23 protein-coding genes are annotated in these 21,892 nt (G+C 70.1%); 7 read left to right on the top strand and 16 right to left on the bottom strand.

What is annotated here, in order from left to right:
* Positions 1-11: 11 nt before the first annotated feature.
* The 15 genes from ABZ906_RS36715 to ABZ906_RS36645 form a co-directional block, all read right to left on the bottom strand.
* The gene (locus ABZ906_RS36715) at positions 12-848 is read right to left on the bottom strand and encodes an NAD(P)H-binding protein (protein WP_361390194.1); all 837 of its coding nucleotides are present in this window, start codon (positions 846-848) and stop codon (positions 12-14) included.
* A gap of 51 nt (positions 849-899) precedes the next feature.
* On the bottom strand, positions 900-1,844 hold the full coding sequence (locus tag ABZ906_RS36710; RefSeq protein WP_361390192.1) for an NADP-dependent oxidoreductase: 945 nt from the start codon (positions 1,842-1,844) through the stop codon (positions 900-902).
* A gap of 14 nt (positions 1,845-1,858) precedes the next feature.
* A complete protein-coding gene (locus ABZ906_RS36705) occupies positions 1,859-2,374 on the bottom strand; it encodes a cupin domain-containing protein (RefSeq protein ID WP_361196116.1) in 516 nt (171 codons plus the stop codon).
* 38 nt (positions 2,375-2,412) lie between these two features.
* Entirely contained in the window at positions 2,413-4,059 is a 1,647-nt protein-coding gene (mdlC, locus tag ABZ906_RS36700) for a benzoylformate decarboxylase (RefSeq protein ID WP_361390190.1), read from the bottom strand.
* A 67-nt stretch (positions 4,060-4,126) separates the two neighbouring features.
* Positions 4,127-5,377 carry an MFS transporter gene (locus tag ABZ906_RS36695; RefSeq protein ID WP_361196113.1) on the bottom strand — a complete coding sequence of 417 codons (1,251 nt, stop codon included), beginning with the start codon at positions 5,375-5,377 and terminating at the stop codon, positions 4,127-4,129.
* 33 nt (positions 5,378-5,410) lie between these two features.
* Positions 5,411-5,905, bottom strand: coding sequence for a nuclear transport factor 2 family protein (locus ABZ906_RS36690; protein ID WP_361390188.1), 495 nt, complete (start codon positions 5,903-5,905; stop codon positions 5,411-5,413).
* 25 nt (positions 5,906-5,930) lie between these two features.
* Complete coding sequence (locus ABZ906_RS36685; protein WP_361390186.1) at positions 5,931-6,395, bottom strand: nuclear transport factor 2 family protein; 465 nt, start codon at positions 6,393-6,395, stop codon at positions 5,931-5,933.
* Complete coding sequence (locus ABZ906_RS36680; protein WP_361196107.1) at positions 6,392-7,087, bottom strand: SDR family NAD(P)-dependent oxidoreductase; 696 nt, start codon at positions 7,085-7,087, stop codon at positions 6,392-6,394. Before ABZ906_RS36680 ends, ABZ906_RS36685 begins: the two co-directional genes overlap by 4 nt.
* Positions 7,088-7,110: 23 nt before the next feature.
* Positions 7,111-7,419, bottom strand: coding sequence for a muconolactone Delta-isomerase family protein (locus ABZ906_RS36675; protein WP_161304493.1), 309 nt, complete (start codon positions 7,417-7,419; stop codon positions 7,111-7,113).
* Between the two features lie 46 nt (positions 7,420-7,465).
* A complete protein-coding gene (locus tag ABZ906_RS36670; RefSeq protein WP_361390184.1) occupies positions 7,466-8,500 on the bottom strand; it encodes an ankyrin repeat domain-containing protein in 1,035 nt (344 codons plus the stop codon).
* Entirely contained in the window at positions 8,500-8,946 is a 447-nt protein-coding gene (locus ABZ906_RS36665; RefSeq protein WP_361390182.1) for a nuclear transport factor 2 family protein, read from the bottom strand. The genes ABZ906_RS36670 and ABZ906_RS36665 overlap by 1 nt, the downstream gene beginning before the upstream one ends.
* A 122-nt stretch (positions 8,947-9,068) precedes the next feature.
* The gene (locus ABZ906_RS36660; RefSeq protein ID WP_361390180.1) at positions 9,069-9,539 is read right to left on the bottom strand and encodes a nuclear transport factor 2 family protein; all 471 of its coding nucleotides are present in this window, start codon (positions 9,537-9,539) and stop codon (positions 9,069-9,071) included.
* Between the two features lie 63 nt (positions 9,540-9,602).
* Complete coding sequence (locus tag ABZ906_RS36655) at positions 9,603-10,811, bottom strand: low temperature requirement protein A (RefSeq protein ID WP_361196099.1); 1,209 nt, start codon at positions 10,809-10,811, stop codon at positions 9,603-9,605.
* A 93-nt stretch (positions 10,812-10,904) separates the two neighbouring features.
* Positions 10,905-12,098 (bottom strand): glycogen synthase, encoded by a 1,194-nt coding sequence (gene glgA / locus ABZ906_RS36650; RefSeq protein ID WP_361390403.1) that lies wholly within the window; start codon positions 12,096-12,098, stop codon positions 10,905-10,907.
* A 229-nt stretch (positions 12,099-12,327) separates the two neighbouring features.
* Positions 12,328-13,386 (bottom strand): vWA domain-containing protein, encoded by a 1,059-nt coding sequence (locus ABZ906_RS36645; protein WP_361196098.1) that lies wholly within the window; start codon positions 13,384-13,386, stop codon positions 12,328-12,330.
* A 181-nt stretch (positions 13,387-13,567) separates the two neighbouring features.
* Between ABZ906_RS36645 and ABZ906_RS36640 the strand changes: the two genes are divergently transcribed.
* The 5 genes from ABZ906_RS36640 (at position 13,568) to ABZ906_RS36620 (ending at position 18,258) form a co-directional block, all read left to right on the top strand.
* Positions 13,568-14,242: a hypothetical protein gene (locus tag ABZ906_RS36640; RefSeq protein ID WP_361196096.1), complete on the top strand. Its 675-nt coding sequence runs from the start codon at positions 13,568-13,570 to the stop codon at positions 14,240-14,242.
* A gap of 118 nt (positions 14,243-14,360) precedes the next feature.
* Positions 14,361-14,555 carry a hypothetical protein gene (locus tag ABZ906_RS36635; protein ID WP_361196094.1) on the top strand — a complete coding sequence of 65 codons (195 nt, stop codon included), beginning with the start codon at positions 14,361-14,363 and terminating at the stop codon, positions 14,553-14,555.
* 465 nt (positions 14,556-15,020) lie between these two features.
* Positions 15,021-16,316: an alpha/beta hydrolase gene (locus ABZ906_RS36630; protein ID WP_361390178.1), complete on the top strand. Its 1,296-nt coding sequence runs from the start codon at positions 15,021-15,023 to the stop codon at positions 16,314-16,316.
* A gap of 99 nt (positions 16,317-16,415) precedes the next feature.
* Complete coding sequence (locus tag ABZ906_RS36625) at positions 16,416-17,213, top strand: SDR family NAD(P)-dependent oxidoreductase (RefSeq protein ID WP_361196090.1); 798 nt, start codon at positions 16,416-16,418, stop codon at positions 17,211-17,213.
* 103 nt (positions 17,214-17,316) lie between these two features.
* Positions 17,317-18,258, top strand: coding sequence for an aromatase/cyclase (locus ABZ906_RS36620; protein WP_361390176.1), 942 nt, complete (start codon positions 17,317-17,319; stop codon positions 18,256-18,258).
* A 79-nt stretch (positions 18,259-18,337) separates the two neighbouring features.
* On the opposite strand, the gene ABZ906_RS36615 is transcribed toward ABZ906_RS36620, so the two are convergent.
* Positions 18,338-19,288: an MBL fold metallo-hydrolase gene (locus tag ABZ906_RS36615; RefSeq protein WP_361390174.1), complete on the bottom strand. Its 951-nt coding sequence runs from the start codon at positions 19,286-19,288 to the stop codon at positions 18,338-18,340.
* Positions 19,289-19,600: 312 nt separating this feature from the next.
* Between ABZ906_RS36615 and ABZ906_RS36610 the strand changes: the two genes are divergently transcribed.
* Positions 19,601-21,172, top strand: a complete 1,572-nt coding sequence (locus ABZ906_RS36610; protein WP_361196085.1) for a DHA2 family efflux MFS transporter permease subunit — start codon at positions 19,601-19,603, stop codon at positions 21,170-21,172.
* Between the two features lie 49 nt (positions 21,173-21,221).
* Complete coding sequence (locus ABZ906_RS36605; protein ID WP_361390172.1) at positions 21,222-21,866, top strand: hemerythrin domain-containing protein; 645 nt, start codon at positions 21,222-21,224, stop codon at positions 21,864-21,866.
* The last annotated feature ends 26 nt before the right edge of the window (positions 21,867-21,892 follow it).

Genomic DNA, 21,892 nt, shown 5'->3' with positions numbered 1-21,892 from the left:
TGGGTGGTGGTTCAGCGGAAAGCGCTCGCGTGCCGCTGCGCCCACTGCTCGAACGTGCGGGGCTCCCGGCCCAGCAACTCCCCTACGGTCGGGCGGACTTGGGAGTCGTCGAGGGTGCCGTCCGCGTAGTAGCGGAAGAAGGCCTCGATGTAGGGCGCGGGAACGCCCTGCTCGACCATCTCGCTGCGGGCCTCCTCGTCGGACTGGCCCTCGAAACGCAGCTTGCGGCCGAGGACCTCGCCCAGGACACGCACCCGGTCCGCAGGCAGCAGCGGTTCGGGGCCGCTGAGTGCGTGGGCCAGGCCGTGGTGGGCGTCGTCGAGCAGGACTCGGGCGGCGACGGCGCCGATGTCCGCCGGGTCGATCATGGCGACGGCGACACCCGGGAACGCGGCGCGCACGGTGTCGCCCGCGGCCAGCTGCTCCGTCCACTGGAAGGTGTTCGACATGAAGCCGCTGGGCCGCAGGATCGTCCACGGGATCCCACAGGCGCGTACGGCGTCCTCGGAGCGGATCATCATGGCGGAGATCGCGTTGTCGAGGTCCCCGTCGGGCGCGGCGATGCTGGAGAGCAGCACCACGTGGTCCACGCCGGCCCGCCGCATCTCGGCGAGCAGCCCCGGCATGTCCGGGTAGCCCGGCAGCAGGAAGACGCCGTCCACCCCGTCGAGCGCGGGGCGCAGCGAATCCGGCCGGTTCAGGTCGCCGGTGACGGCCTCGACCGTCGGCGGCAGAGCGGCCTTGGCGGGATCACGCACCAGGGCGCGCGGCGGGGCGTCCGCCGCGGGCAGCAGATGGGCGAGGACCTCGCCGCCCACGTGCCCGGTGGCGCCGGTGACCAGGATCATCGGGCTTCCTCATTTCTTTGGTCGGGGGCCGGGGCCCTTGGGGGGGGCAGGTCAGCGCAGGTCGAGCACCAGGCGGCCGCGCACATGGCCCTGCTCGCCGATCTCGTGCGCGCGGGCGGCCTCGGTGAGGGGCAGCACCTCCTGCACGTACGGCCGCAGCCTGCCGTCGGCCAGCAGGGGTGCGGCCTGCTCCAGGACGGCCCGGTCCGGGTGCACGTAGGTGAAACCGGCGCGCACCCCGCGTTCCCGTGCTGCGGCCCGGTGACCGTCGGCCTCCCCCTTGAGGGTGACGACGATCCCGCCGGGGCGCACCACGTCGAGCAGTCGCAGGAAGTCGGCGCCGCCCCGCGGGTCCACCGCGATGTCGACGTCCTTGGCGGCACGGTCCACCGCGTCGTGCTCGACCACCTCGTGCGCGCCGAGGGAGCGTACGAAGCCGTGGTTCGCGGCGGACGCGGTGCCGATGACCTCGGCTCCGGCCGCCGCCGCCAACTGGACGGCGATGTGCCCGACGCCGCCCGACGCGCCCTGCACGAGGACACGACGGCCGCTGTCCAGGCCGCCGTGCTCGTACAGCGTCTGCCATGCGGTGAGCACGACCATCGGCGCCGAAGCGGCGACGACGTCGTCGACTCCGGAGGGCTTGAGCGCAAGCTCGTTCTCGTCGGCGACCGCGAACTGCGCGTATCCGCCCGCCAGTGCGGGGAAGCGGGGCATGCCGAACACGGCGTCGCCCACCCGCAGCCGTGAGGTGCCGGGCCCCAGCGCGGTGACGGTCCCCGAGATGTCCCAGCCGAGCACGGCGGGGAAGGCGGAGACGCCCACCCCCTGTCCCGCCCGCGTGGCCCAGTCGATCGCGTTGACGCCCGCGGCATGGACGCGGACGAGGACTTCTCCCTCGCCCGGCACCGGCACGGGCCGTGGCGCGGTGTGCAGTACGCCGGGTGCGCCGAAACCGTCGATGACGGCTGCCTGCATGGTGTCCTGGCCGGCCATGCCGTTCCCTTCCCTCACAACGACAACTGGAGGTCGTGCTGGGGGGCGAGATCCACGATCTGTCGCTGCTGCTCCGGGGTCAGCGGCAGCGGAGCCTCCCCGGCGCGTGCCTCCTGGCCGATCTCCATGAAGAACTTCTCCAGGTAGGCAGGCGTGAACATGAACAGCAGCCGCGCTGTCTGCACGCCGACGTTGCGGAAGCGGTGCCGGGTGCCGCGCGGCACGAACACGAAGTCGCCGTCACCGGCGACGAACGTCTTCTCGCCGTTGAGGAACTCGATGGTGCCGTTGAGGATGAAGAACGCCTCGTCGGCCCGCGGGTGGATGTGCGGCGGCGGGCCGCCGCCGGGCGGCACGGTCGCCTCCGCGAGCGTCAGCGACCCGTTGGTGTTCTCGCGCGTCGCCTTGAAGGTGTAGATGGCGTCGCCGAACCAGATGGACTGGCCTTCACCCGCGGGCTGGTGAATGACGTCGCCCTCCGGGTGGTAGGGCGCCTCGTCGGCCCCGAGAGGCTGGGCTGTGGTGGTCACGGGCATCTCCCGATCGTCGTACGAACAGGGGTGGTTGGTCAGAGGCGGAACAGGCCAGGGTCGGCGACCATGACGTCGAGCAGGACGGGGCCTTCCGCGTTCAGGGAGTCCCGGAGCGCGTCCTGGAGGCCCTCGGGCGTCGTGATGCGCTCGCCGCGCACCCCGAAGCCGCGGGCCAGCTGGGCCATGTCGACGCCGCTGAGGTCATAGCCCTTCTCCCAGGACTTCTGGTCCTGGAGGTAGTACTTGAGCGACAGATAGCCGGAGTTGTCGGGGATCACGAACGTCACCGGCGCGTTCTGCTGGGCCGCGGTCCACAGCGCGTGCAGCGTGTACTGCGCCGAGCCCTCGCCCACGACGACCACGGCGCGCCGGTCGGGCTTGGCGATCGCGTATCCGACGGCCCCGGCGAACGGGAAGCCGAGCGCGCCGCTGGCCGTGGCGAAGTAGCCGTTGTCGGCGCCCAGCGGAATCTGCTCGTGGAAGTCGGCGCGGGCGATCGGCAGCTCCTCGAACAGGACTGCGTCGTCCGGGAGTTCCTTGGACAGCAGGTGGAAGAGGTACGCCTGCGTCAGCGGCGTTGAGGGCTCCGGAACCGCCACGGGCTCGCGCACGGGGGCGAGCTCCACGCGCTCGCGCTGCGTGACGCGCGGGACCAGGGCCTTGACGACGGCGCCCGGCGGCGCCACGAAGCTGTGGTCGGCGAGCGTCGCCGCGGCGGCCTGCGGGTCGTCCGTCACGTGCAGGAACCGCACCGAGTCCGGCAGCGTCGGGCGCGGGCTGCGGTCGAGGTCGGCCGGCGCGGTGGAGAACAGGTCCCAGGCGGTGAACAGGGTGAACGCGGGGCCGCCGAACACCACGACCACGTCGTGCTGCGCCGAAAGACGCTCGCTGATCAGCTCGGGGATGGGCGGCAGGACCCCGGCGAACAGCGGGTGGTTCTCGGGGAACGCCCCGCGGTTCCACACCGGCGCGCCCCACACCCGGGCGTTGAGCTTCTCGGCGAGTTCGATCAGGGCGCCGCGAGCTCCCTGCGCGTCGACCGGGCCGCCCGCGACGATGCCGGGCCGCTCCGCCCCGTCCAGGGCCGCGGCGATCTGCGCCAGTGCGTCTTCGGAGGGCGCGACCGCGCTGGTCACCTGCGCGATGCGCACCGGGTTCGGGTCGGCGGGCCTGACCCAGTCGTCCTCGGGGACGGACACGAAGACCGGGCCCTGGGGGGCCTGCTTGGCGATCTGGTACGCCTGGGCGATCATCGCCGGGACGTCCTGTGGGCGCGCGGGCTCACCGGCCCACTTGATGTACGGCTTCGGCAGCTGCGTGGAGTCCTTGGCGACGAGGAACGGCTCGCCGAGCAGCATCTTGCGGGCCTGCTGCCCGCCGAGGATCACCATCGGGGTCTTCGCCGACGCGGCGGTGTAGACGCTGCCCATGGCGTTGGCGAGACCGGGGCCGCCGTTGATGATGACCAGGCAGGGCTCGCCGGTGGCCTGCGCGTAGCCGTCGGCCATGCCGACGACCGACGCCTCCTGGAGGCCCATCACAAAGCGGAACTCGTCGTCGGGCCAGGCCTCGAACAGCTTCATCTCGCTGTGGCTGGGATTGCTGAAGATCGTGGTGAGGCCCAGTTGACGCAGTACATCCAGGGTGGCTTCGCGTACGGTCTGGTGGCCGGTGTCGGTCACGTCGTTACTCCTGACGGGGATTTCTGGGATGCGGGGCGTGTTCCGGGGCCCGACGGCGGGCCGGATCTCAACTGCTGGCGGACACGGGGGTGTTGTCGCTCGCGGCGACCGGTGCGGAACCGGCGTCCGGGCTCTGGGCGACGGGCACCTTGAGGAATCGCGTGGCCCAGACGGCGGGCAGCGCGATGACGGAGAAGACCAGCGCGGTCAGCGGGACGTCGCCGATGCCGAAGGAGGCAAGCGCCCAGCCGCCGACCGCGGCGCCCGAGGCGACACCCACGTTCGCGGCGGACGCGCCCAGGGTGGCGCCCAGGTCGGCGCCCTCGCCAGCCAGCGAGATGACGCGCAGCTGGAGCGAGGGGGTGACACCGAAGCCGACGATGCCCCAGGCCGCGAGGGCGACGCCGACGAGCACCGGGCTCTCCCGGAAGAAGTACAGGCCGAGCAGGGCCACGATGAGCACACTGTTGCCGACAAGCAGGGTCCGCGAGGCGTTGATGTCGGCGAAGCGTCCGCCCGCGATGGTGCCGATGGCGCTGAACACACCGAAGATCATCAGGAAGGCGCTGACCGCGGCTCCCTCGATGCCGGTGACGTCCTCCAGGAACGCCGCCAGATAGGTGAAGGCGATGAACTGGGAGCCCATGAGCAGCACTTCGGCCGCCAGCATGGCGAGGACCCTGGGGTGGAAGGCGTGCTTGGCCTGGGAGGCGAGGTCGGTCGATCCCGTGCTCGCGACGGACGGCACGAAGGCCATGATCACGGCGAGGGCGACGAGGCCGAGGACGACCACACCGGCGAACGTGGCCTGCCAGCCCAGGTTCTGGCCGAGCAGCGTGCCGAGCGGCACACCGAGGACCGTCGACACGGAGATGCCGCCGAAGACCAGGCCGACGGCCTGACCGCGGTGTTCGGGGGCGACCAGGCTGGTGGCGACGGCGGACGCGGCGCCCAGGAACAGGCCGTGCAGCGCGCCGCACAGCACACGGGCGACGACGAGCAGGCCGAAGACTCCGGCGAAGACCGCGGCGAGGTTGCCGAGGACGAAGACGACGAGCGCCCCCCACAGCAGGGTGCGGCGCGGCACCTTGATGGTGGCGGCCGTGACGATCGGGCCGCCGATGGAGATGCCGAGCGCGTAGGCGGTGACCAGCAGGCCCGCCGTGCTCAGCGAGACGTCCAGATCGTCGGCGATGAGATTGAGGACGCCGACGATGACCAGCTCGGCGGTGCCGATGACGAAGGCGCCGAGGCCAAGGGCGCCCAGGGCGAGCTTGTTGCGGGTCTCGCCGGGCCCCGTTGCGGTGGCGGTACTCATGAAGGCCACTCCTTGTGAAGGGGACGGAAGCGGTCAGGCGTACTGGAGGTTGAGCTTGGCTATGCGGCCGTCGCGCACCTGGAACTCGTAGTTGGCCTCGAAACCGCCGGTGCCGCCGGGAGCGAAGCGCACGAGCAACGTGGTGCCGTTGCTCTGGGGGGTGTTCTTCAGGACGGTGAGCTTGCCGCCGATCACCTCGTCGTCGGCCCAGTCACGTATCTCGTCGTGACCGTTGAACTTCCGCCCCACGTCGGTGAGTTGGGCGTCGGAGTGGAAGGCGTTCACCAGCCCGTCGAGGTCCTCGTCGGCCACGGCGTCCACATAGGCCTGGGCTGCGGGGTCCACTCCGTCGTCCTTCCGGTCCTCGTTCTTGGTGTCCTTGGTGTCGCTGGCGTCCTTGTCCGGTGCCGCTGCCTGCCGGGTGGAGCCGGAGGGGCTTTCCGGCTGGTCGGAGCCTTCCGAGCAGCCGGCGATGAGCAGGGCGGCGGACAGGGCGAGAGCGGGTATCAGGGGTCGGGTGCTCGGCATGGAGGCTCCTGAGGGCGTCGGTGGGTCAGGCGTAGCGCAGGGTGATCCGGGTGATCAGGTCGTTCTCGACGTCGAACGTGTAGCGGGCCCGGAAGCCGGCCATCAGCCCCTCGGGATCGAAGCGGAGGAGCACCGTGGGCCCCTTCGGCCCGTGCGTGGTGCGCAGCACGGTCAGCTCACCGCCGACGACCTCGTCCCGCGCCCAGTCCCCGATCGCCGCGCGACCGCGGAAGCTGCGTCCCGTGTCGGAGACGGTGGCATCCGGCGCGAAGACGGTGACCAGGGCGTCGGCGTCCTGTGCGTCGACGGCCTCGACATAGCCGCGCACGGCCGGTTCGAGCGCGGCCAGGGCCGCCGGGTCGTGCGCGGAGGGGGTGTCGCGCACGACTTCCTTGGCGACCGCGCGCACATAGTCGCTCGTCATGATCGTCACGGCGAGTACGGCGACGGCGACGGCCACCACGACCGCGGCCGCACGGAGCGCGCTCACCAGTCGATCCTTCTGCGATTGCGGAAGAAGCCCCCGGTGGGCCCCGAGTCGGGAAGCCGCGCCAGCCAGGCCACGGTGTCCGCGCCCTTCTCGACGCTGGTCGGCGCGCCCCGGCCGCCCATGTCCGTACGGACCCAGCCCGGACAGACCGCGTTGACCTTGACGCTCTGCGGGACCGCGGCGGACACCACCAGGGTCAGCGCGTTGAGCGCCGCCTTGGAGATGCCGTAGGCCGCGGGCGACGGCACGTTCTCGGTGAGGGCGCCGAGCCCCGACGACACGTTGACCACCCGGCCGTAGCCGCGCCGCACCATGTCGGGCACAAAGGCCTGGCAGGTGTGGAAGGCCCCCATGAGGTTCACGTCCAGGGCCCGGCGCATGACGTCCTCGTCGAGCGAGAAGTACGAGACGGTCGGATAGACCCCGGCGTTGTTGACCAGGACATCGACCTCGACCCCGGCCTGGTCGAGGCGCTCCGCGCAGCGCTGGACGCTCTTGGCATCGGTGACGTCCAGTTCCTCCGCCCGGATGCGCGGGCTGTTCAGCGTCCGTGCGGCCGCCCGGCCGCGGGCGAGATCGCGCGAGGCGAGCACGACGTCGAGACCCGCCAGGTCCAGCTGGCGGCAGGTCTCCAGGCCGATGCCTCGGTTGGCCCCGGTGACAAGGGCGGTGCGGTTGCGTTCCCGGTTCACGTCCTCGGACTCCCCGCCCCGGGTCAGACCTTGTAGCGCTGCTTGACGTCCTCGGCGAAGCCGAGGTAGTCGCGCAGCGGCCAGACGGTCTCGAACTCCAGGTACTCCCGCATGGGGAGCCGGCCGAGTGCGGTGCGGTCGAGCTCCTCGGCGTCCGGCGAGTCGATGATGGCGATCACGCGCTTCTGCGCGGCGACCTTCCAGATGCCCACGCAGAAACCGGAATCCACGGTCTCCTGCGCGTGGGCCGCCTCGTCCTGCTCGAGCTCCCACAGCTCGTCGAGGGTGATGCGTCCCTCGTGCTTCCACTTCATCTGGACGTAGAACAGCATGCTGCAACTCCCTGCCTGTGCAGAGTCGTCGGGGCGTGGATACGGGTCAGCGGGTGGCGCGCGTACGGATCAGGCCGGTGAGCGCGTGGTCGGCGCCGAACACCTCGACGGCCAGGTCGAGCGGCGTCTTGCCGTCGTGGCCGACCAGGTCGAGCCGGGCGCCGGCCTCGACGAGCGTGCGCGCGCACTCCTCGTAGCCGTGCCACAGGGCGTCGTGCAGCGGGCTGTACCCGTTGGTCGCGCCCTGGAAGTCGAGGTCGATGCCGCTCTGGCGGACCAGATCGGCGGTGATGCCGGCGTGGCCGTTGTAGACGGCCTTGTGCAGCGGTACGGCTCCGAAGGTGGGCTCGACGGCGTTCACGTCGGCGCCCGCGGCGAGCAGCAGCCGCACGATCTCGTCGTGACCGTCGCGGCAGGCCACAAGCAGCGCGGTGTGGCTGTCGTTGAAGCCGCTCAGGTTGGGGGAGCGCTCGTCGACCTCCGCGCCCGCGTCGAGAAGCTTGCGCACCCGCTCGGTGTCGCCCTCCGCCGTCGCGGCCATCAGCTCCTGGCGGGCCACCGCACGCTCGTCGTCACCCCGGCGGGCGTTGAGGTGCTTCTCTGCCTTGAGCAGCTTGTCCTTGCCGAACGTGTTGACGTTCAGCTCGTACGCGAAGTGCTGCTCCAGCGAGAAGCCGTAGTGCGTGTAGACCTGGAGCGCGGTGCCCTGCGCGAGAAGGTACTCGGCGATGTCCGGGTACTTGTACCAGAGGGCGTCCATCAGGGCGGTGTGCCCGGTGGTGGGCGCCACCGCGTCCACGAAGGCACCGGCCTCGACGAGCGCCTTCACGACGTCGAGGCTGCCGCCCTGGCAGGCCTTGTGCAGCGCGGTCGCGCCGGCCCTGCTGTCGGCGGTCAGGACGTCGGCGCCGCCCTCGATCAGGGCGCGGACGGTGGGGGCGTCCGCCTGACCCGCGGCGATCATCAGGACGGTGAGGCCGGTGGCGGACTCGCGGTGAGCCGCGTCGGCGCCGTCCGCGAGCAGCGCGGCAACGCGTGCGGTGTCCCGGCCGCGTACGGCGGTGATCAGTTCGGCACTCATCAGGCGGCCTCCTGCCCCGACGTGTCGCCCCGCAGGGCCCGGATGATCTGCGACGGGTCGGTGTAGGACTTCCAGCGGGCGATCTTGCCGTCGCGGACCGTCAGCCACTGGATGAACTCGATCTCGAACTCGACGCCGGTGCCCCGCACGGTCGACATCTCGTGGATGACCCCGGCGGCCTGGTCGCCGTCGACGACCAGGTTCACCAGCTTCTCGAAGCGCACGTCCACGGCGCCGGTGAAGATCTGCAGGGTTTCCAGGACGGCGTCACGTCCGCGGTAGCTGCCGATCCACTTCATGTCGTCGTTGTAGCCGGGCACCGGCGTGTAGTTGATCCACTCGACGTCCTCGGCGAGCGTGTCGAGCGCGGTCTCGAAATCACCCGACGTCAGTGCGTCGAACCACCGCTGGACGACTTTCCTGGTCTCTTCCGTGGTGTTGCTCATGAATGCTCCTAGAAATGGAAGGAATCCCATGGAAATCCTGATCGAGGCAATCAGGAGCCAGCAAGAAACAGGTGGTCGACTTCCTGAGATTGCGGTGTACCGCCGCTCAGGAATACGCGGGTCTACGCCTGTGCGGCCTCAGCCTGTGCGGCGGCGCGGGCGAAGATGTGCTGATTGCCGTCGGCCCACGTGGTCGTCATGACGATGCCGTTGATGCGCCAGCCGCCCGCCGTGCGCTCCAGGGCGATGCGGTAGGTGCCGCCCAGCGTCCACAGCGGGCCGCCGTGGTCGTTGGACATGCGGTGGGTGGCCTGGAACATGGCGGTCGTCACCGCCGTGTCGCCCTGCACGTCGACCAGGAAGTTGCTGAGCAGGTGCTGGGTGGCGTCGAAGTTGCCGAGCAGCCCGGACCAGGCGGCGACCAGTTCCTTGCCGGTGACGGTGCCCGGCTCGCCGCCGTTGAGGCTGGTGTAGTCGAGCTTGATCTCGTCACTGAACACCTCGCCGAGCGACTCCCACTCGCGCTGGTCGATGTACCAGCCCATGCGGGTGCAGGTCTCGATGATGTCCAGGCGATCCACCGCGGAACTCATGGAGTCTCCTTCTCTTTTCCTTGATTCATTGATGGAAGTGCGCCTCACTGATAGGGGCGCGCCTCACTGATATAGATGCGCCATCTGCTTGGTCCAGCGGTGATCGCTGAGCAGGGCGGTACCGATCAGGACACCGAGCAGTACGACTTCGGCCACCGCTGTTCCGTAATGGCCCACGGGAATTGCCGCCACCGCGAGCAGGGCGGCCGTGAAATGGAAACGTTGCGGGCCGATTTTGAGAATTCCGTGGAACCAGGCGATCCCGGCGAGGTAGAGCGCGACACCACAGGCAAGGGCTATGGACGGGGCCAGGGCCAGCGCGTCGTAGGGGTGCACGATCGTCTTCTTGACGGCGGCGGCGATCAGGATGAGGCCGAGCAGCATCGGCACATGGGCGTAGAAGAACGCGGCGAGCGCGAGCCGGGAGCGCTCGGCCGCGCCCTGCCGCTCCAGGGCGAGTTCGGCGCGCCGAGCCTTCTCCGCCTCGTCGAAGTACACCCACCACAGGCAGGCGGGGATGACGAAGATGAGCATGGCCGTGGTCACGACGCCGAATCCGGCCTGGCCGCCGTTGGTGCCGATGCCGAGCGCGAGGAACGAGTCGCCGAGCGCGATGATCATCAGCAGGCCGTGCCGCTCCACGAAGTGACCCGGCTTCAGCTCGAAGCCCGACACTCCGGTGACCATCGGCGCGATGATCTCCAGGGCGACGGCCGCCGCCCACAGCGCGTACACGACCCATCCGTCGAGGAACCCCGCCCCGATGATGAGCAGGGCGCCCAGCGTGTGGAACGGCGCGATGCGCAGCATGTTGCGGGCCGCCCCCGGGCCGCCGAACGCGAAGAGCGCGGCGTGCACGGAGACGATCAGCAGATATCCGATGCCGAACGCGACGCCGTCACCACTGAAGGCATTGGGCGTGGCAAGCCCGATGACCAGGAAGGAGGCCATGCCGAGAAGGAGCAGGACCCGGTGGTGCCTGCGCTGCGGCGGCAGATGGTTGGTCAGCCAGGCGTAGCCGCCGTACATCCACCACAACAGCCAGAAGATGAGCAGTACTTGGACGACTCCGCGCAGCGACATGTCCCGGCTGAGCACCCTGGCCAGCTGGGTGAAGTTGAAGACGAACGCGAGATCGAAGAACAACTCCAGGGTCGTGACCCGGGTTTCGCTCCCGGGGGCGGACTCGTCCTCTGCGGACCCGGCCACGGACCCGACATTCTCCGGGACGACGCCGCTCTCCGCATCGTGCGCGGAAGTCGTGTGAGACATGTCTGGGAACGTAACGGCGGCGCCGGTGGTGCGGTCAACGAGATCAAACAGACAACCAGAGGTTGCGGCGCCGCGGTCCTTGTGCAGACGGGATCAGCGGCGGCGGCGCAGCACGGAGCGGTACACGGCGTGCGCCCGCTGCGCGGCCACGTCCCAGCCGAACTCCTTCTGGGCCCGCGCAAGACCCGCCGCCCCGAGCCGGTCCGCGTGGTCCGGGTCGGCCAGGAGCCGGTTCACGGCGGCCGCCAGGTCGGAGGCGAAACGCTGGGGCGCGAGCGGCGTACCGCTGCCGTCCTGCTCCTGCTCGATGGGGACGAGGAGCCCGGTCTCGCCGTCCGACACGACCTCCGGGATGCCGCCCGTCCCGGTGGCCACCACGGCCGTGCCGCAGGCCATGGCCTCAAGATTCACGATGCCCATCGGCTCGTACAGGGAGGGGCAGACGAAGACGGACGCATGGGTGAGCAGCTGAAGGAGCGAGTCCCGGTCGAGCATGCCGTCGATACGGACGACTCCGTCGCGCACCTGGCGCAACTCCTCGACCAGCGCCGCCGTCTCCGCCCCGATCTCCGCCGTGTCCGGCTGCCCGCAGCACAGCACGAGCTGGGCGCGCGGATCGAGCTCGAACGCCGCGCGCAGCAGATGCGCGAGTCCCTTCTGCCGGGTGACCCGGCCCACGAACAGGACGATGGGGCGATCGGGGTCCACGCCGTACCGCTCAAGGGCCGCCGTGCCGTGGTCGGGGCGGTAGACCCGGGTGTCGATGCCGTTGTGCACCACGTGCACACGCTCCGGGTCCACCTCCGGATAGACGCGCAGGATGTCCTTGCGCATGCCGTGCGACACGGCGATCAGCGCGTCCGCGCTCTCCAGCGCGGAGCGCTCCACCAGGGACGACAGCGCATAGCCGCCGCCCAACTGCTCGGCCTTCCAGGGGCGCAGCGGTTCGAGGCTGTGCGTGGTGGCGACGTGCGGCGTGCCGTACAGGACCTGGGCGAGCCGGCCCGCCGCGTTGGCGTACCAGGTGTGGCTGTGCACCACGTCCGCTCCCGCGCACGCCGCGGCCATCTCCACATTGGCCCCGAGGGTGCGCAGCGCGGGGTTCCCGTCACCCGGCAGCTCCGGCTCCGCGTAGGCCGTCACGTCCGGCGCCTCGCGAGGCGCGCCGAAGCAGCGCACCCGCAGATCGACCAGCGCGCGCATTTCGCGGGAGAGCTCCGCGACGTGCACGCCGGCACCCCCGTAAATCTCCGGAGGGAATTCTTTGGTCAGCAGATCGACGCGCATTCGGGACGGCTCAGACGGATCGGCGGGCGACTGAAGATGCATGTCGACTTCCTGAGGTCGGTGGACGTTGACGGGCTCTCTGCACCGGCGACGGCGCCGACCGCCCATGGAATAAGGGCAGTTCGGCGCCGCTCCGACAGTTCCTTTGCACAGGCTACTGAATGCCCGCGTCCTACCGCACTGCACCGCACCGCCACCGGAAGGCGCTTCGAGGCGCGGTCCGAATTCCTCAGAGCATGATGAGCAGACGCGTCTTCGGCTTGAGTTTCCTGTTCACCGAACGGCTCTGTACGTAGACCTCCAACTTGGGATTGTTGCCCGCCTTCACCGAGACGGTTCCCTGAATGCCCGAACCGAACAGAAGGCTGCGGGCCGCATCTCCCGTATAGGCCCGGTCGGTTTCCTTCTCGACCACGATGACTTCCTTGTTCGGCTGGACCTGGGCCCGCGCGCCCAACTGGTAATAGCACGCACCCCGCTCGTACGTGACGCCCGGATGCGAATCGACGAAGGGACGGATCTCGATCTCCTTGTCGACCTTCAGGAGCCGGTACCTGTCGGCCGGTATCGGTTCCAGATTCGCCCGCACCTCGTCGATCGATATGTCCTGACCGACGGCGAAGAGGTTCTTCGTGCCGCGCACGCCCTGCTCGCGGGCCCGCAGGAAGCTGGTGGCGGCGGCGCGGACGGTGCCTATCGCCTCTTCGACACCCTCCTGCGAATCCGCGTCCCAGATGGCTATGTTGCCCGCCGGGAAGCCGTAGTTCTGGGCGGTCCGCTTGGCCAGTGAGTTCGGCACGAGGATGGCCGAAGTCCAGTGGCCGGGAAGCCCGCCCATCTTCGCCGAGATCCTGTCGAGCCACGGTCCGAGGATGGCCATGTCGCCGTCGTGCCGCCGGTCGCCGCCGGAGGCGTTCTCCTCGCCGTCCGTCACGACGATCTGGAGGAAGCTGTGCTCTCCGTATTCCTCCCAGATGTGTCCGAGGTCGTCCAGGGATTTCAGCGAGGCTTCAATGAGCGCCGTGGCACCATTGTTGACCTGATAAAGGCCGCGCATGGACGGAAGGTGCTTCACGTCCATGTCCCAGACCAGATTCTCCACCCTGTGATCGAAGGAATAGAGGCTGATGCGGGTCTCGTGACCGAGGCTGTCCGACTCGGCCTTCAACCCCGCCACGAACTCATCCACGACGCGGATGAGTTGATTCTCATGCGGCCGCATGGAACCCGAACAGTCCACTACCAGAGCGACGTGATTCACCTTGTGCTGAATCCTGTTGGCGGACATGCTTGTGCTCCTTCTCCGAGGGCTTCTCCGCGAGCTTCCCGAGTGATTTCACTCTATGCGGAGGCACTGACAATGGCCCTCGCCCAACGATCACTCGCACCGCCGTGCGCCGCACCCTGTCCGGCGACGGAACCCCGTACGCCATCGAGCTGTTGACGCGGCCGCTTCTACAGTGATCCGCATGCCGATTCCCGTACATGCCCTCGCCCACGGGCCCTTGACCGCCGCAGCCGTTGCCGAGCTCGTGGCGCTTCCGACCGCGTCACGTGTCTCCGGCGGCTTCGACTCCGTCGACCTGGTGGTGCGGGAGCGCGGATGGGCGTGGGAGGACCTGGTCGAGGAGTCTTCCTTCCGCACCGGGTACGGGCATGTGCTGTGCAATGAGAACGGCAACCCGTTCGGTGTTCCGGACACAAGGAGCTTCCTGGTCTTCGGCGAGGTGTATCCCGTCGACCCGGACGACGAGGAGCTGGCCAACGGCGAGTGGTTGTACGACCTCATGGACGACTGGCAGCGACTGCCCGGCTGGAGCGGCCGAAGGCCGTGCACCGACCAGGACTGCGAGGCGGTGCTCGCGCAGGCCGCGCAGGCGGTGACCGAACATCTCGGGCATGGCCCCGAGCGCACGGTCCTGTCCTGCGCGGGCATAGTCACCGGTACCGCGCTGACCCACCGCGTCTGGCGCACCCCCTCCCATGCACTGATCCTCGGCCCGGCGGCCGACAACGGCCCCTACGGCTACCTCACGCACCTCCAGCTGTCGTACACGCCCCTCGGCTGCGGTCCTGAGCTGCTGCCGCCCGCCGATGATGTCGAGGGGCTGAGTGAGTGGATCAGCGCGCACGTCGACTGGTAGGCGCAAAAGGGGAGTTGACGGGAGCGGCGGTGTGGGTACGGTGGTGGGGAAACGCATCAGCGCCTGACCCGTGCCGTGAGCCGGGTGGGCCGGACGGGGGAAGAAAGGTGCGTGCCCGGTGGCTATCGGGCTCCTCTCCACGATGACCGCGGTGCTCTACGGAGGCACGGTCTCGATCCTCGCTCTCACCGCGACCTTCGCCCGCCGCCGCACACTGCGGCGCGAAGCGCGCAAGACCCTCGCCGTACTCGTACCGGGGAGGGTGGTGGACACGCAGCAGGCAGAGGGGGCAGCGGGCGGCACGGCCGGCTGAGCGGCCCGGGAAGCGTGCGGCTGGTTTACCGCGGTAAACCGCCGTCGGTAGCTGCGCCGGGAGTTGGGACAGTAGGTGGGCCGTTAGTTGGGCTGGTAGTTGGGACACCACCTGCGCCGGGAGCTGACGCCGCTGTCCCCCCCCCCCGGGACACGGAAACTCGCGTGCCCTCGCCCGCCCCGCGCAGCTACTGTGGACCTCGTTCAGGTGCGAAGGCTGCGGATACTTCTCCTCTCAAGAGAGCAACGCGGGTTCGAATCCCGTCGCCGGCCCCGGTCGGTGTCGTCCAGCGGCCCAGGACACTTATGTGCCGCCGCCGAATTTGATCTCTGAACGCCCACACACGAGCCGTCCGCGGGGAAACCCACGGGCGGCTCTGTGCGTGCCGCACCCGACTAAAGTCGGGGGTGGCTGCGTACTTTCGCCGGTGCCGGGCACCAGCCCGCCGTTCATACGCTCCCGGACATGACCAGAAACCGCACCCAGCGGCGCAGAGCCGCAGTAGCCGTGGCCTCCCTCGCCTCGATCGCCTCCCTCGCTCTCCTCACCCCGGCCTTCGCGGACGGAGCCGTATCCGCACCCGTATCCGTATCCGCGTCCGTACCCGCGTCCGCGCCCGCCCCGGCGGCGCAAGAAGCCGAGCTCGCCCTACCGCGCCCCTCCGGGCCCCACAGCATCGGACGCGACACCCTCCACCTCGTGGACGCGAGCCGCCGCGACATGTGGGTGCCCTCCTCGGGGGCCAGGGAGCTGATGGTGTCCGTCTACTATCCGGCCAGGACCGGCGGCGTCAGCGGCAGTGCTCCGTACCTGGGAGTCGAGGAAGCCGAACTGCTCCTGAAGGGGCAGAAGCTGGACCAGGCCATCGATGACGACAAGGTCGCCGCCGTACGGACCAATGCCATGCCCGCCGCCCGCCCCGCCAAGGGCAGGCATCCGCTCGTGGTCCTCTCGCCGGGCTTCACCCTGCACCGCGCCACCCTGACCGGCCTCGCCGAGGAACTGGCCTCCCGCGGCTACGTCGTAGCCGTCGTCGACCATGCCTACGAGTCCTTCGGAACGCAGTTCCCCGGCAAGGGCGAGACCTCTCGCATGCGCACCTGTGTCGCCTGCGACAAGGTCGAGAACGCGCCGAACGGCGACGCGGGGGAGAAGCGGATGATGGCCAAGGCCGCCAGGAACCGGGCCGCGGACCTCTCCTTCGTCATCGACCAGCTGACGCGCCGCCAGACCCGAGCCGACCACGGAAGCTCCCCCGACCACGGACAGCACCCCGACTACCCCGCCCTGATCGACCCCCGGCGCATCGGCGCCGCAGGCCACTCGCTCGGCGGAAACGCGGCAGCCGCGGCCATGGGCACCGACCACCGCATCCGCGCAGCGGCCAACCTGGACGGCACCTTCTTCGCCCCGGTCCCAATCAACGCCACCGACCGCCCCGTCCTCATGCTCGGCACCCGCGAAGGCCACAACCCCACCGCCGAAGACACCTCCTGGCCGCGCGAGTGGCGGCGCCTGCACGGCTGGAAGCGCTGGCTCACCGTCGTCGATTCCGGGCACCTCACCTTCACCGACCTGCCGGTACTCGGCGGTCAGCTCGGCATCACCGACCCCGAGGCCCCGCTGTCCGGCAAGCGCTCGGGCGAAATCACCGCCGACTACGTAACCGCCTTCTTCGACCGGCATCTCCGCTCCCGGAGCGCACCCCTGCTCGACGGCCCGTCGAAGGAGAACCCGGAGGTCGCCTTCCACACCCCCTGAATCCCCGCTGTCCGCACTCCCGGGTCTTCAGCCATCCTCCAGGGCCGACCCCCAGGCTCGGCCTTGTACAGGAGTGTCGGACAGTCGGGAGGGAGCATCATGACGGCGGAGCCGCAGAGCGGGGAGTCTCGGGTCGCGTTGGTCACGGGGGCCACGCGGGGCATCGGCCGTGCGGTGGCCGAGACTCTGGGCAGGGACGGCATCAAGGTCTTCATCACCGCGCGCAACGCCGAGGACGTGGCCGCCGCCGTGAAGGAGCTCACCGAGGACGGCATCACCGTCGACGGCACCGCCGCCGACGTACGCTCCGGTGAGGACGTCGCCCGTTCCGTCGCGGCGGCCGTCGACCGCTTCGGGCCCATCGACATCCTGGTCAACAATGCGGGCCGCAGCGGCGGCGGAGTGACCGCGCAGATCTCGGACGAGTTGTGGAACGACGTCGTCGAGACCAACCTGACCAGCGTCTTCCGCGTCACCCGCGAGGTGCTCAACGCGGGCGGGATGAGTGCCAAGTCCGTCGGGCGGATCATCAACATCGCTTCCACGGGCGGCAAGCAGGGCGTGATGCTCGGAGCGCCGTACAGCGCCTCCAAGCACGCGGTCGTCGGCTTCACGAAGTCGCTCGGGCTCGAACTGGCGAAGACCGGGATCACCGTCAACGCCGTCTGCCCCGGCTATGTGGAGACCCCCATGGCCAGGACGGTCCGCGAGGGGTACGCCGGGCACTGGGACATCGCCGAGGAGGAGGTGCTCAAGCGGTTCGAGGCGAAGATCCCGCTGGGTCGCTACACCGCCCCGGAGGAAGTGGCCGCCCTGGTCGCCTACTTGGCGGGTCCTGCCGCCGCCCCCGTCACCGCCCAGGCCATCAACGTCTGCGGCGGCCTCGGCAACTACTGAGGGCCAACCAAGGCCTAATCAAGGCCCAACCAGTAGAGGGCGTACGGGAATTGAGTACCGGCGCGCGCCCGAAACCCCGACCCGAAGGAGAGCCGGAACCATCATGGCAGTGACGCATCGCGCTCGGCACACCATCACCGTCGACGCTCCGGCGCGGACGGTGTACGGAATCATCGCGGACGCCGCCGACTGGCCGCGTGTCTTTCCCCCGTCGGTACACGTGGAGCAGACGCCGCTCGGCGACGGTGAGGAGACCCTGCGGATCTGGGCCACGGCCAACGACGAGGTCAAGTCCTGGCAGTCCCGGCGCCGGCTCGACCCGCAAGCGCTCACGGTCGGCTTCCGGCAGGAGAAGACCACGGCTCCGGCGACGTCGATGGGCGGCGAGTGGCAGATACGCCCGCTCTCCGACGACCGGTGCGAGGTCGTGCTGCTCCATGACTTCACGGCCAAGGACGACGCCCCCGAGAACGTCGAGTGGATCAACCGCGCGCTCGACCACAACAGCGAGGCCGAGCTGAGCCGGATGAAGGCCACCGCGGAGTCCGCGGGCCAACTCGGGGAACTGCTCTGCACTTTCGAGGACCAGGTGCGCATCGAGGCGCCGAGCGCCGACGTGCACGCGTTCCTGTGGCGCGGCGAGGAGTGGCAGGACCGGCTGCCGCACGTGGCCCGGGTGAAGCTGACGGAGCCGGACACGGACATCCAGGTCCTGGAGATGGACACCATCGCCAGGGACGGCTCCCGGCACACCACCGAGTCGGTACGGGTGAGCCTCGGCTCGCAGCGGATCGTCTACAAGCAGCTCCGTGTGCCGCCGCTGCTCACCGCGCACGTGGGGGCCTGGCTCCTCGACGAGTCGGACGGCGTGACGACGGCCGTGGCGCGCCACACCGTCGTCATCAACCCGGACTCGGTGAGCCTGCTCGGGCCGGACACCACCGTCGCCGACGCGCGGACCTTCATCCGGGACGCGCTCGGCACCAACAGCCTGGCGACGCTGCGGCACGCCAAGGAGTTCACCGAGCGCAGCCCCGCCCGCTGACCGCGGTACGAACAACGGCCCCGTACGCGCCAACCGGCTTGTACGGGGCCGTTGTTCGTACCCCTCAGGGTTGTCCTCCTCAGGCGTGGCAGGCGACCGGACGCCCGCCGTTGTACTGCGCCATCTCCCCGAAGACCGGGGCCGACCGGATCTCGGTGTCCCGCGGCAGCGACGACTCCTCTACGTAGGCGCGGTGCAGGTTGGCCACCAGGCGCTCGGGGTCACGGAGTCCGGCGTACGGGCCGAGGTCCGTCTCGCGCGCGGTCTCCAGGGGCGAGAGCCCGGCGGCCAGGCCGGCCCTGGCCGTGTCGCGCACCCACAGCAGATAGTCCCGCGTGGCGTCGAGCACCTCGGGGCCCGCGACCGGACCGTGGCCGCCCACGATGACGGCCGGGTCCAGGGCGCGCAGCCGCGTGATCGCCTCCAGGGTGCCGCTCAGCGAGCCCATCAGGACGAAGGGCGTGCAGCCGGGCAGCAGGACGTCCCCGGCGAACAGGACGCGCTGTTCGGGGAGCCAGGCCACGATGTCGCTGGTGGTGTGCGCGGGGCCGACGTGGATCAACTCGGCGGTCAGGCCGCCGACATGGAGCGTGGCGCGCTCGCGGAAGGTGAGGGTGGGAAGCGCGAGGCTGATGTCGCCCCACTCCGTGCCCGGCCAGACCTCCCGCATCGCCAGGCCGCGCCGGGCCATCTCGGTCCGGGTGACCTCGTGGGAGACGACGGTGGCGTGCGGGGCGACCACCGAGTTCCCGAAGTGGTGGTCGCCGTGGTGGTGGGTGGTGACGATTGTGCGCACCTCCAGGGGGGTGCGCGACGCGATGGCCGCGCGCAGGGCGCGGGCCCGCCGCTCGGTGGCGGCGGTGTCCACCACGGCCACCGCGTCGTCGCCGATCAGCACGCCCGCGTTGTTCAGGCACCAGCCGCCGTCCGGCTGGATGTAGGCGTGGACGCCCGGCGCGAGCTCTTCCAGGCGGGGAGCGGCCGGTACGGGTGGGGCGCCGGGGTGGGGCGCGGCCGACGGCTGGGTCATCGGGGGGTTCCTTCCCGGGGCGGAGGCGGGTCCGGTGCGCGTGCCGTCCTCACGATCTGCCGTTCCGCTGGAGGCGCGCAGGTGGGGAGATGGCCGCCGGGAGGGGGAGGGACGGAGCCGCCGACTCCGCTGTGTGGAACAGCTTGCACCGCAGATCGCTGTGGGACATACTGTTCCGTAGTTGTGGGGCAAGTTGTTCCGTATCTGGCATCTCGGTGTCCACGCATCCCGGTGTCCATGCACCTCGGTGTCCACGGAACGAGCCGCCCCTCCGCGTCCCCCTTACGCACGCTCATCGGCAGGAGAGATCTGGTGTCCGAACGATCCCTGGGGCAAGCTCACGCGTCCCCGCCCGCTTCCCCACAGGCCGGCGCGGCGGCAGGCGCCGGTTCCCGCAAGGGGCTCGCGCTGGCCGCCATCGCGGTCGCCCAGCTGATGGTCGTCCTCGACGTCTCGATCGTGAACGTGGCGTTGCCGTCCATCCAGAGCGCACTCGACTTCTCCGCGACCAACCTGGAATGGGTGGTCAACGCCTACGCGCTCGCCTTCGGCGGACTGCTCCTGCTCGGCGGCCGTATCGCGGACATGTACGGCCAGCGCCGTACGTTCCTCTTCGGCGTCGCCCTGCTCACGGTGGCCTCGCTGCTCGGCGGCGTGGCGACCAACCAGGGCTGGCTGATCGCCGCACGGGCCGTGCAGGGCATCGCCGGAGCACTGGTCGCCCCCGCCGCGCTCGCGCTGATCGCCAGCACGTTCTCCGAGGGCGGCGAGCGCAACAAGGCCATGGGCATCTACGCGGCCATGGGCGGCGCGGGCGGCGCGCTCGGCAACGTACTGGGCGGTGTCTTCACCGACGCGCTCAGCTGGCGCTGGGTCCTCTTCGTCAACGTGCCCATCGGCATCCTGCTGTTCCTGGCCGCGGTCAAGGCGTTCCCCGCCGAGCGCGTCACCACCGAAGGACGGCGGCTCGACCTGCCGGGCGCCGTCACCTCGACCGTCGGCATGTCCCTCGTGGTGTACGGCCTGATCCACGCGGCCACCGACGACTGGGGCAGCGCGGGTACGGTCACCCCGCTCGTCGTCGGCGCCGCACTGCTCGCCCTTTTCCTCTTCATCGAGGTCCGCAGCGACTCCCCGCTCATGCCGCTGAGCATCTTCCGCAACCGCAACCGGTCCGGCGCGTACGCCATCATGCTGACGCTCGGCGCCGGCATGATCGTGCTCTTCTACTTCCTCACCCTCTTCATGCAGATCGTGCTCGGCTTCAGCCCGCTCAAGACCGGCTTCTCCTTCCTGCCGTTCGCCGTGGGCGCCGCCGTCTTCGCGACCATCAGCAGCCAGGTGGTGGGGCGCGTGGGCCCGCGCATCCTGCTCGGCGCAGGGACGCTCCTCGCGTCCGTCGCCTTCTTCTGGTTCTCGCGGCTCAGCGAGGACGGCACCTACAGCGGCGATCTGCTCGGCCCGCTCGTCCTCTCCGGATGCAGCGTCGGCCTGTGCTTCGTGCCGCTGACCCTCGCCGCGGTGGCAGGGGTGCAGAAGGCCCAGGCCGGTGTCTCCTCCGCCCTCCTCAACGCCGGGCAGCAGGTCGGCGCCGCGCTGGGGCTCGCGGCCCTCGGCACGATCGCGGTCACGGCGACCAAGGACCGGCTCACGGAGCTGATGGGCCCGGCCGCGGCCAAGGCTGCGGACGGCTACGGACCCGCGGACGCCGCGCACATGCCGCCGCAGGTCCGCAAGGCGGTCTTCGACTCCCTCGCGCACGGCTACGGAACGGCGTTCCTGGTGGCGGGCTTCGTCCTGCTCGGCGCGTTCGTCCTCGCCGTCCTGGTCATCCGGGTCTCCTCCAAGGACGCGGAGAACGCCGAGATGGGCGTCGTGATCTGAGGCAGCCGCCCCGAGCCCGCAAGCCGTACCCGACCACGAGGAGTCCGCAGTGAACGCCCGAGCGCAGACCGACGGCACACCCGCCGTCGACCTGACGATGATGTACGCGATCCACCACGCCTTCCGGCGGGATCTGCGGCTGCTTGCGGCGGCCCAGCACGACGACGTCGCCGCCTTCCGCCAGGGATGGCAGCTCTTCAAGAACTACCTGACGATCCACCACCTCGCCGAGGACCACTCACTGTGGCCCGTCCTGCGCGACAAACTGGCGGGCCAGGACGAGCAGTTGAGAATGCTCCAGGCCATGGAGCAGGAACACGCCCAGCTCGACGGGGCCGTGGAGAAGGTCGACGCGGCGCTCGCCCGGGAGGGCGGCGAACGGGCCCTGCCGGAACTCATGGACGACGTCATCGCCTGCCTGACCGACCACCTCGACCACGAGGAGGCCCGGGCCCTGCCGCTCATCGAGAGCGAACTCACGGCGGCCGAGTGGGGCGCCTTCGTGTCGGAGCAGCGCAGCCAGGTCGGCATCAAGGGCGCGGCGACGTTCTTCCCCTGGCTGCTCGACGGGGTGCCGGACGCCGAACGGCGCACCGTGCTCGACAAGGTCCCACCGCCGCTGCGCCTGGTGTACCGCGCGGTGTGGCGCCCCAAGTACGAGCGCAACTCGCCCTGGAAGGGCAAGGCCGCCTGACCGTGGCGGCCACCACCAAGACCCCG

The sequence above is a fragment of the Streptomyces sp. NPDC046925 genome (assembly GCF_040644915.1).
GTDB lineage: Bacteria > Actinomycetota > Actinomycetes > Streptomycetales > Streptomycetaceae > Streptomyces.
This window is presented reverse-complemented; position numbering and strand designations above follow the sequence as displayed.

What these genes read in the sequence shown, in the direction of transcription:
- ABZ906_RS36715 (WP_361390194.1), bottom strand. Translation starts at nt 848, where the DNA reads ATGATCCTGGTCACCGGCGCCACCGGGCACGTGGGCGGCGAGGTCCTC.
- ABZ906_RS36710 (WP_361390192.1), bottom strand. Translation starts at nt 1,844, where the DNA reads ATGGCCGGCCAGGACACCATGCAGGCAGCCGTCATCGACGGTTTCGGC.
- ABZ906_RS36695 (WP_361196113.1), bottom strand. Translation starts at nt 5,377, where the DNA reads ATGAGTACCGCCACCGCAACGGGGCCCGGCGAGACCCGCAACAAGCTC.
- ABZ906_RS36690 (WP_361390188.1), bottom strand. Translation starts at nt 5,905, where the DNA reads ATGCCGAGCACCCGACCCCTGATACCCGCTCTCGCCCTGTCCGCCGCC.
- ABZ906_RS36675 (WP_161304493.1), bottom strand. Translation starts at nt 7,419, where the DNA reads ATGCTGTTCTACGTCCAGATGAAGTGGAAGCACGAGGGACGCATCACC.
- ABZ906_RS36670 (WP_361390184.1), bottom strand. Translation starts at nt 8,500, where the DNA reads ATGAGTGCCGAACTGATCACCGCCGTACGCGGCCGGGACACCGCACGC.
- ABZ906_RS36665 (WP_361390182.1), bottom strand. Translation starts at nt 8,946, where the DNA reads ATGAGCAACACCACGGAAGAGACCAGGAAAGTCGTCCAGCGGTGGTTC.
- ABZ906_RS36660 (WP_361390180.1), bottom strand. Translation starts at nt 9,539, where the DNA reads ATGAGTTCCGCGGTGGATCGCCTGGACATCATCGAGACCTGCACCCGC.
- ABZ906_RS36655 (WP_361196099.1), bottom strand. Translation starts at nt 10,811, where the DNA reads ATGTCTCACACGACTTCCGCGCACGATGCGGAGAGCGGCGTCGTCCCG.
- glgA (WP_361390403.1), bottom strand. Translation starts at nt 12,098, where the DNA reads ATGCGCGTCGATCTGCTGACCAAAGAATTCCCTCCGGAGATTTACGGG.
- ABZ906_RS36645 (WP_361196098.1), bottom strand. Translation starts at nt 13,386, where the DNA reads ATGTCCGCCAACAGGATTCAGCACAAGGTGAATCACGTCGCTCTGGTA.
- ABZ906_RS36640 (WP_361196096.1), top strand. Translation starts at nt 13,568, where the DNA reads ATGCCGATTCCCGTACATGCCCTCGCCCACGGGCCCTTGACCGCCGCA.
- ABZ906_RS36630 (WP_361390178.1), top strand. Translation starts at nt 15,021, where the DNA reads ATGACCAGAAACCGCACCCAGCGGCGCAGAGCCGCAGTAGCCGTGGCC.
- ABZ906_RS36625 (WP_361196090.1), top strand. Translation starts at nt 16,416, where the DNA reads ATGACGGCGGAGCCGCAGAGCGGGGAGTCTCGGGTCGCGTTGGTCACG.
- ABZ906_RS36620 (WP_361390176.1), top strand. Translation starts at nt 17,317, where the DNA reads ATGGCAGTGACGCATCGCGCTCGGCACACCATCACCGTCGACGCTCCG.
- ABZ906_RS36615 (WP_361390174.1), bottom strand. Translation starts at nt 19,288, where the DNA reads ATGACCCAGCCGTCGGCCGCGCCCCACCCCGGCGCCCCACCCGTACCG.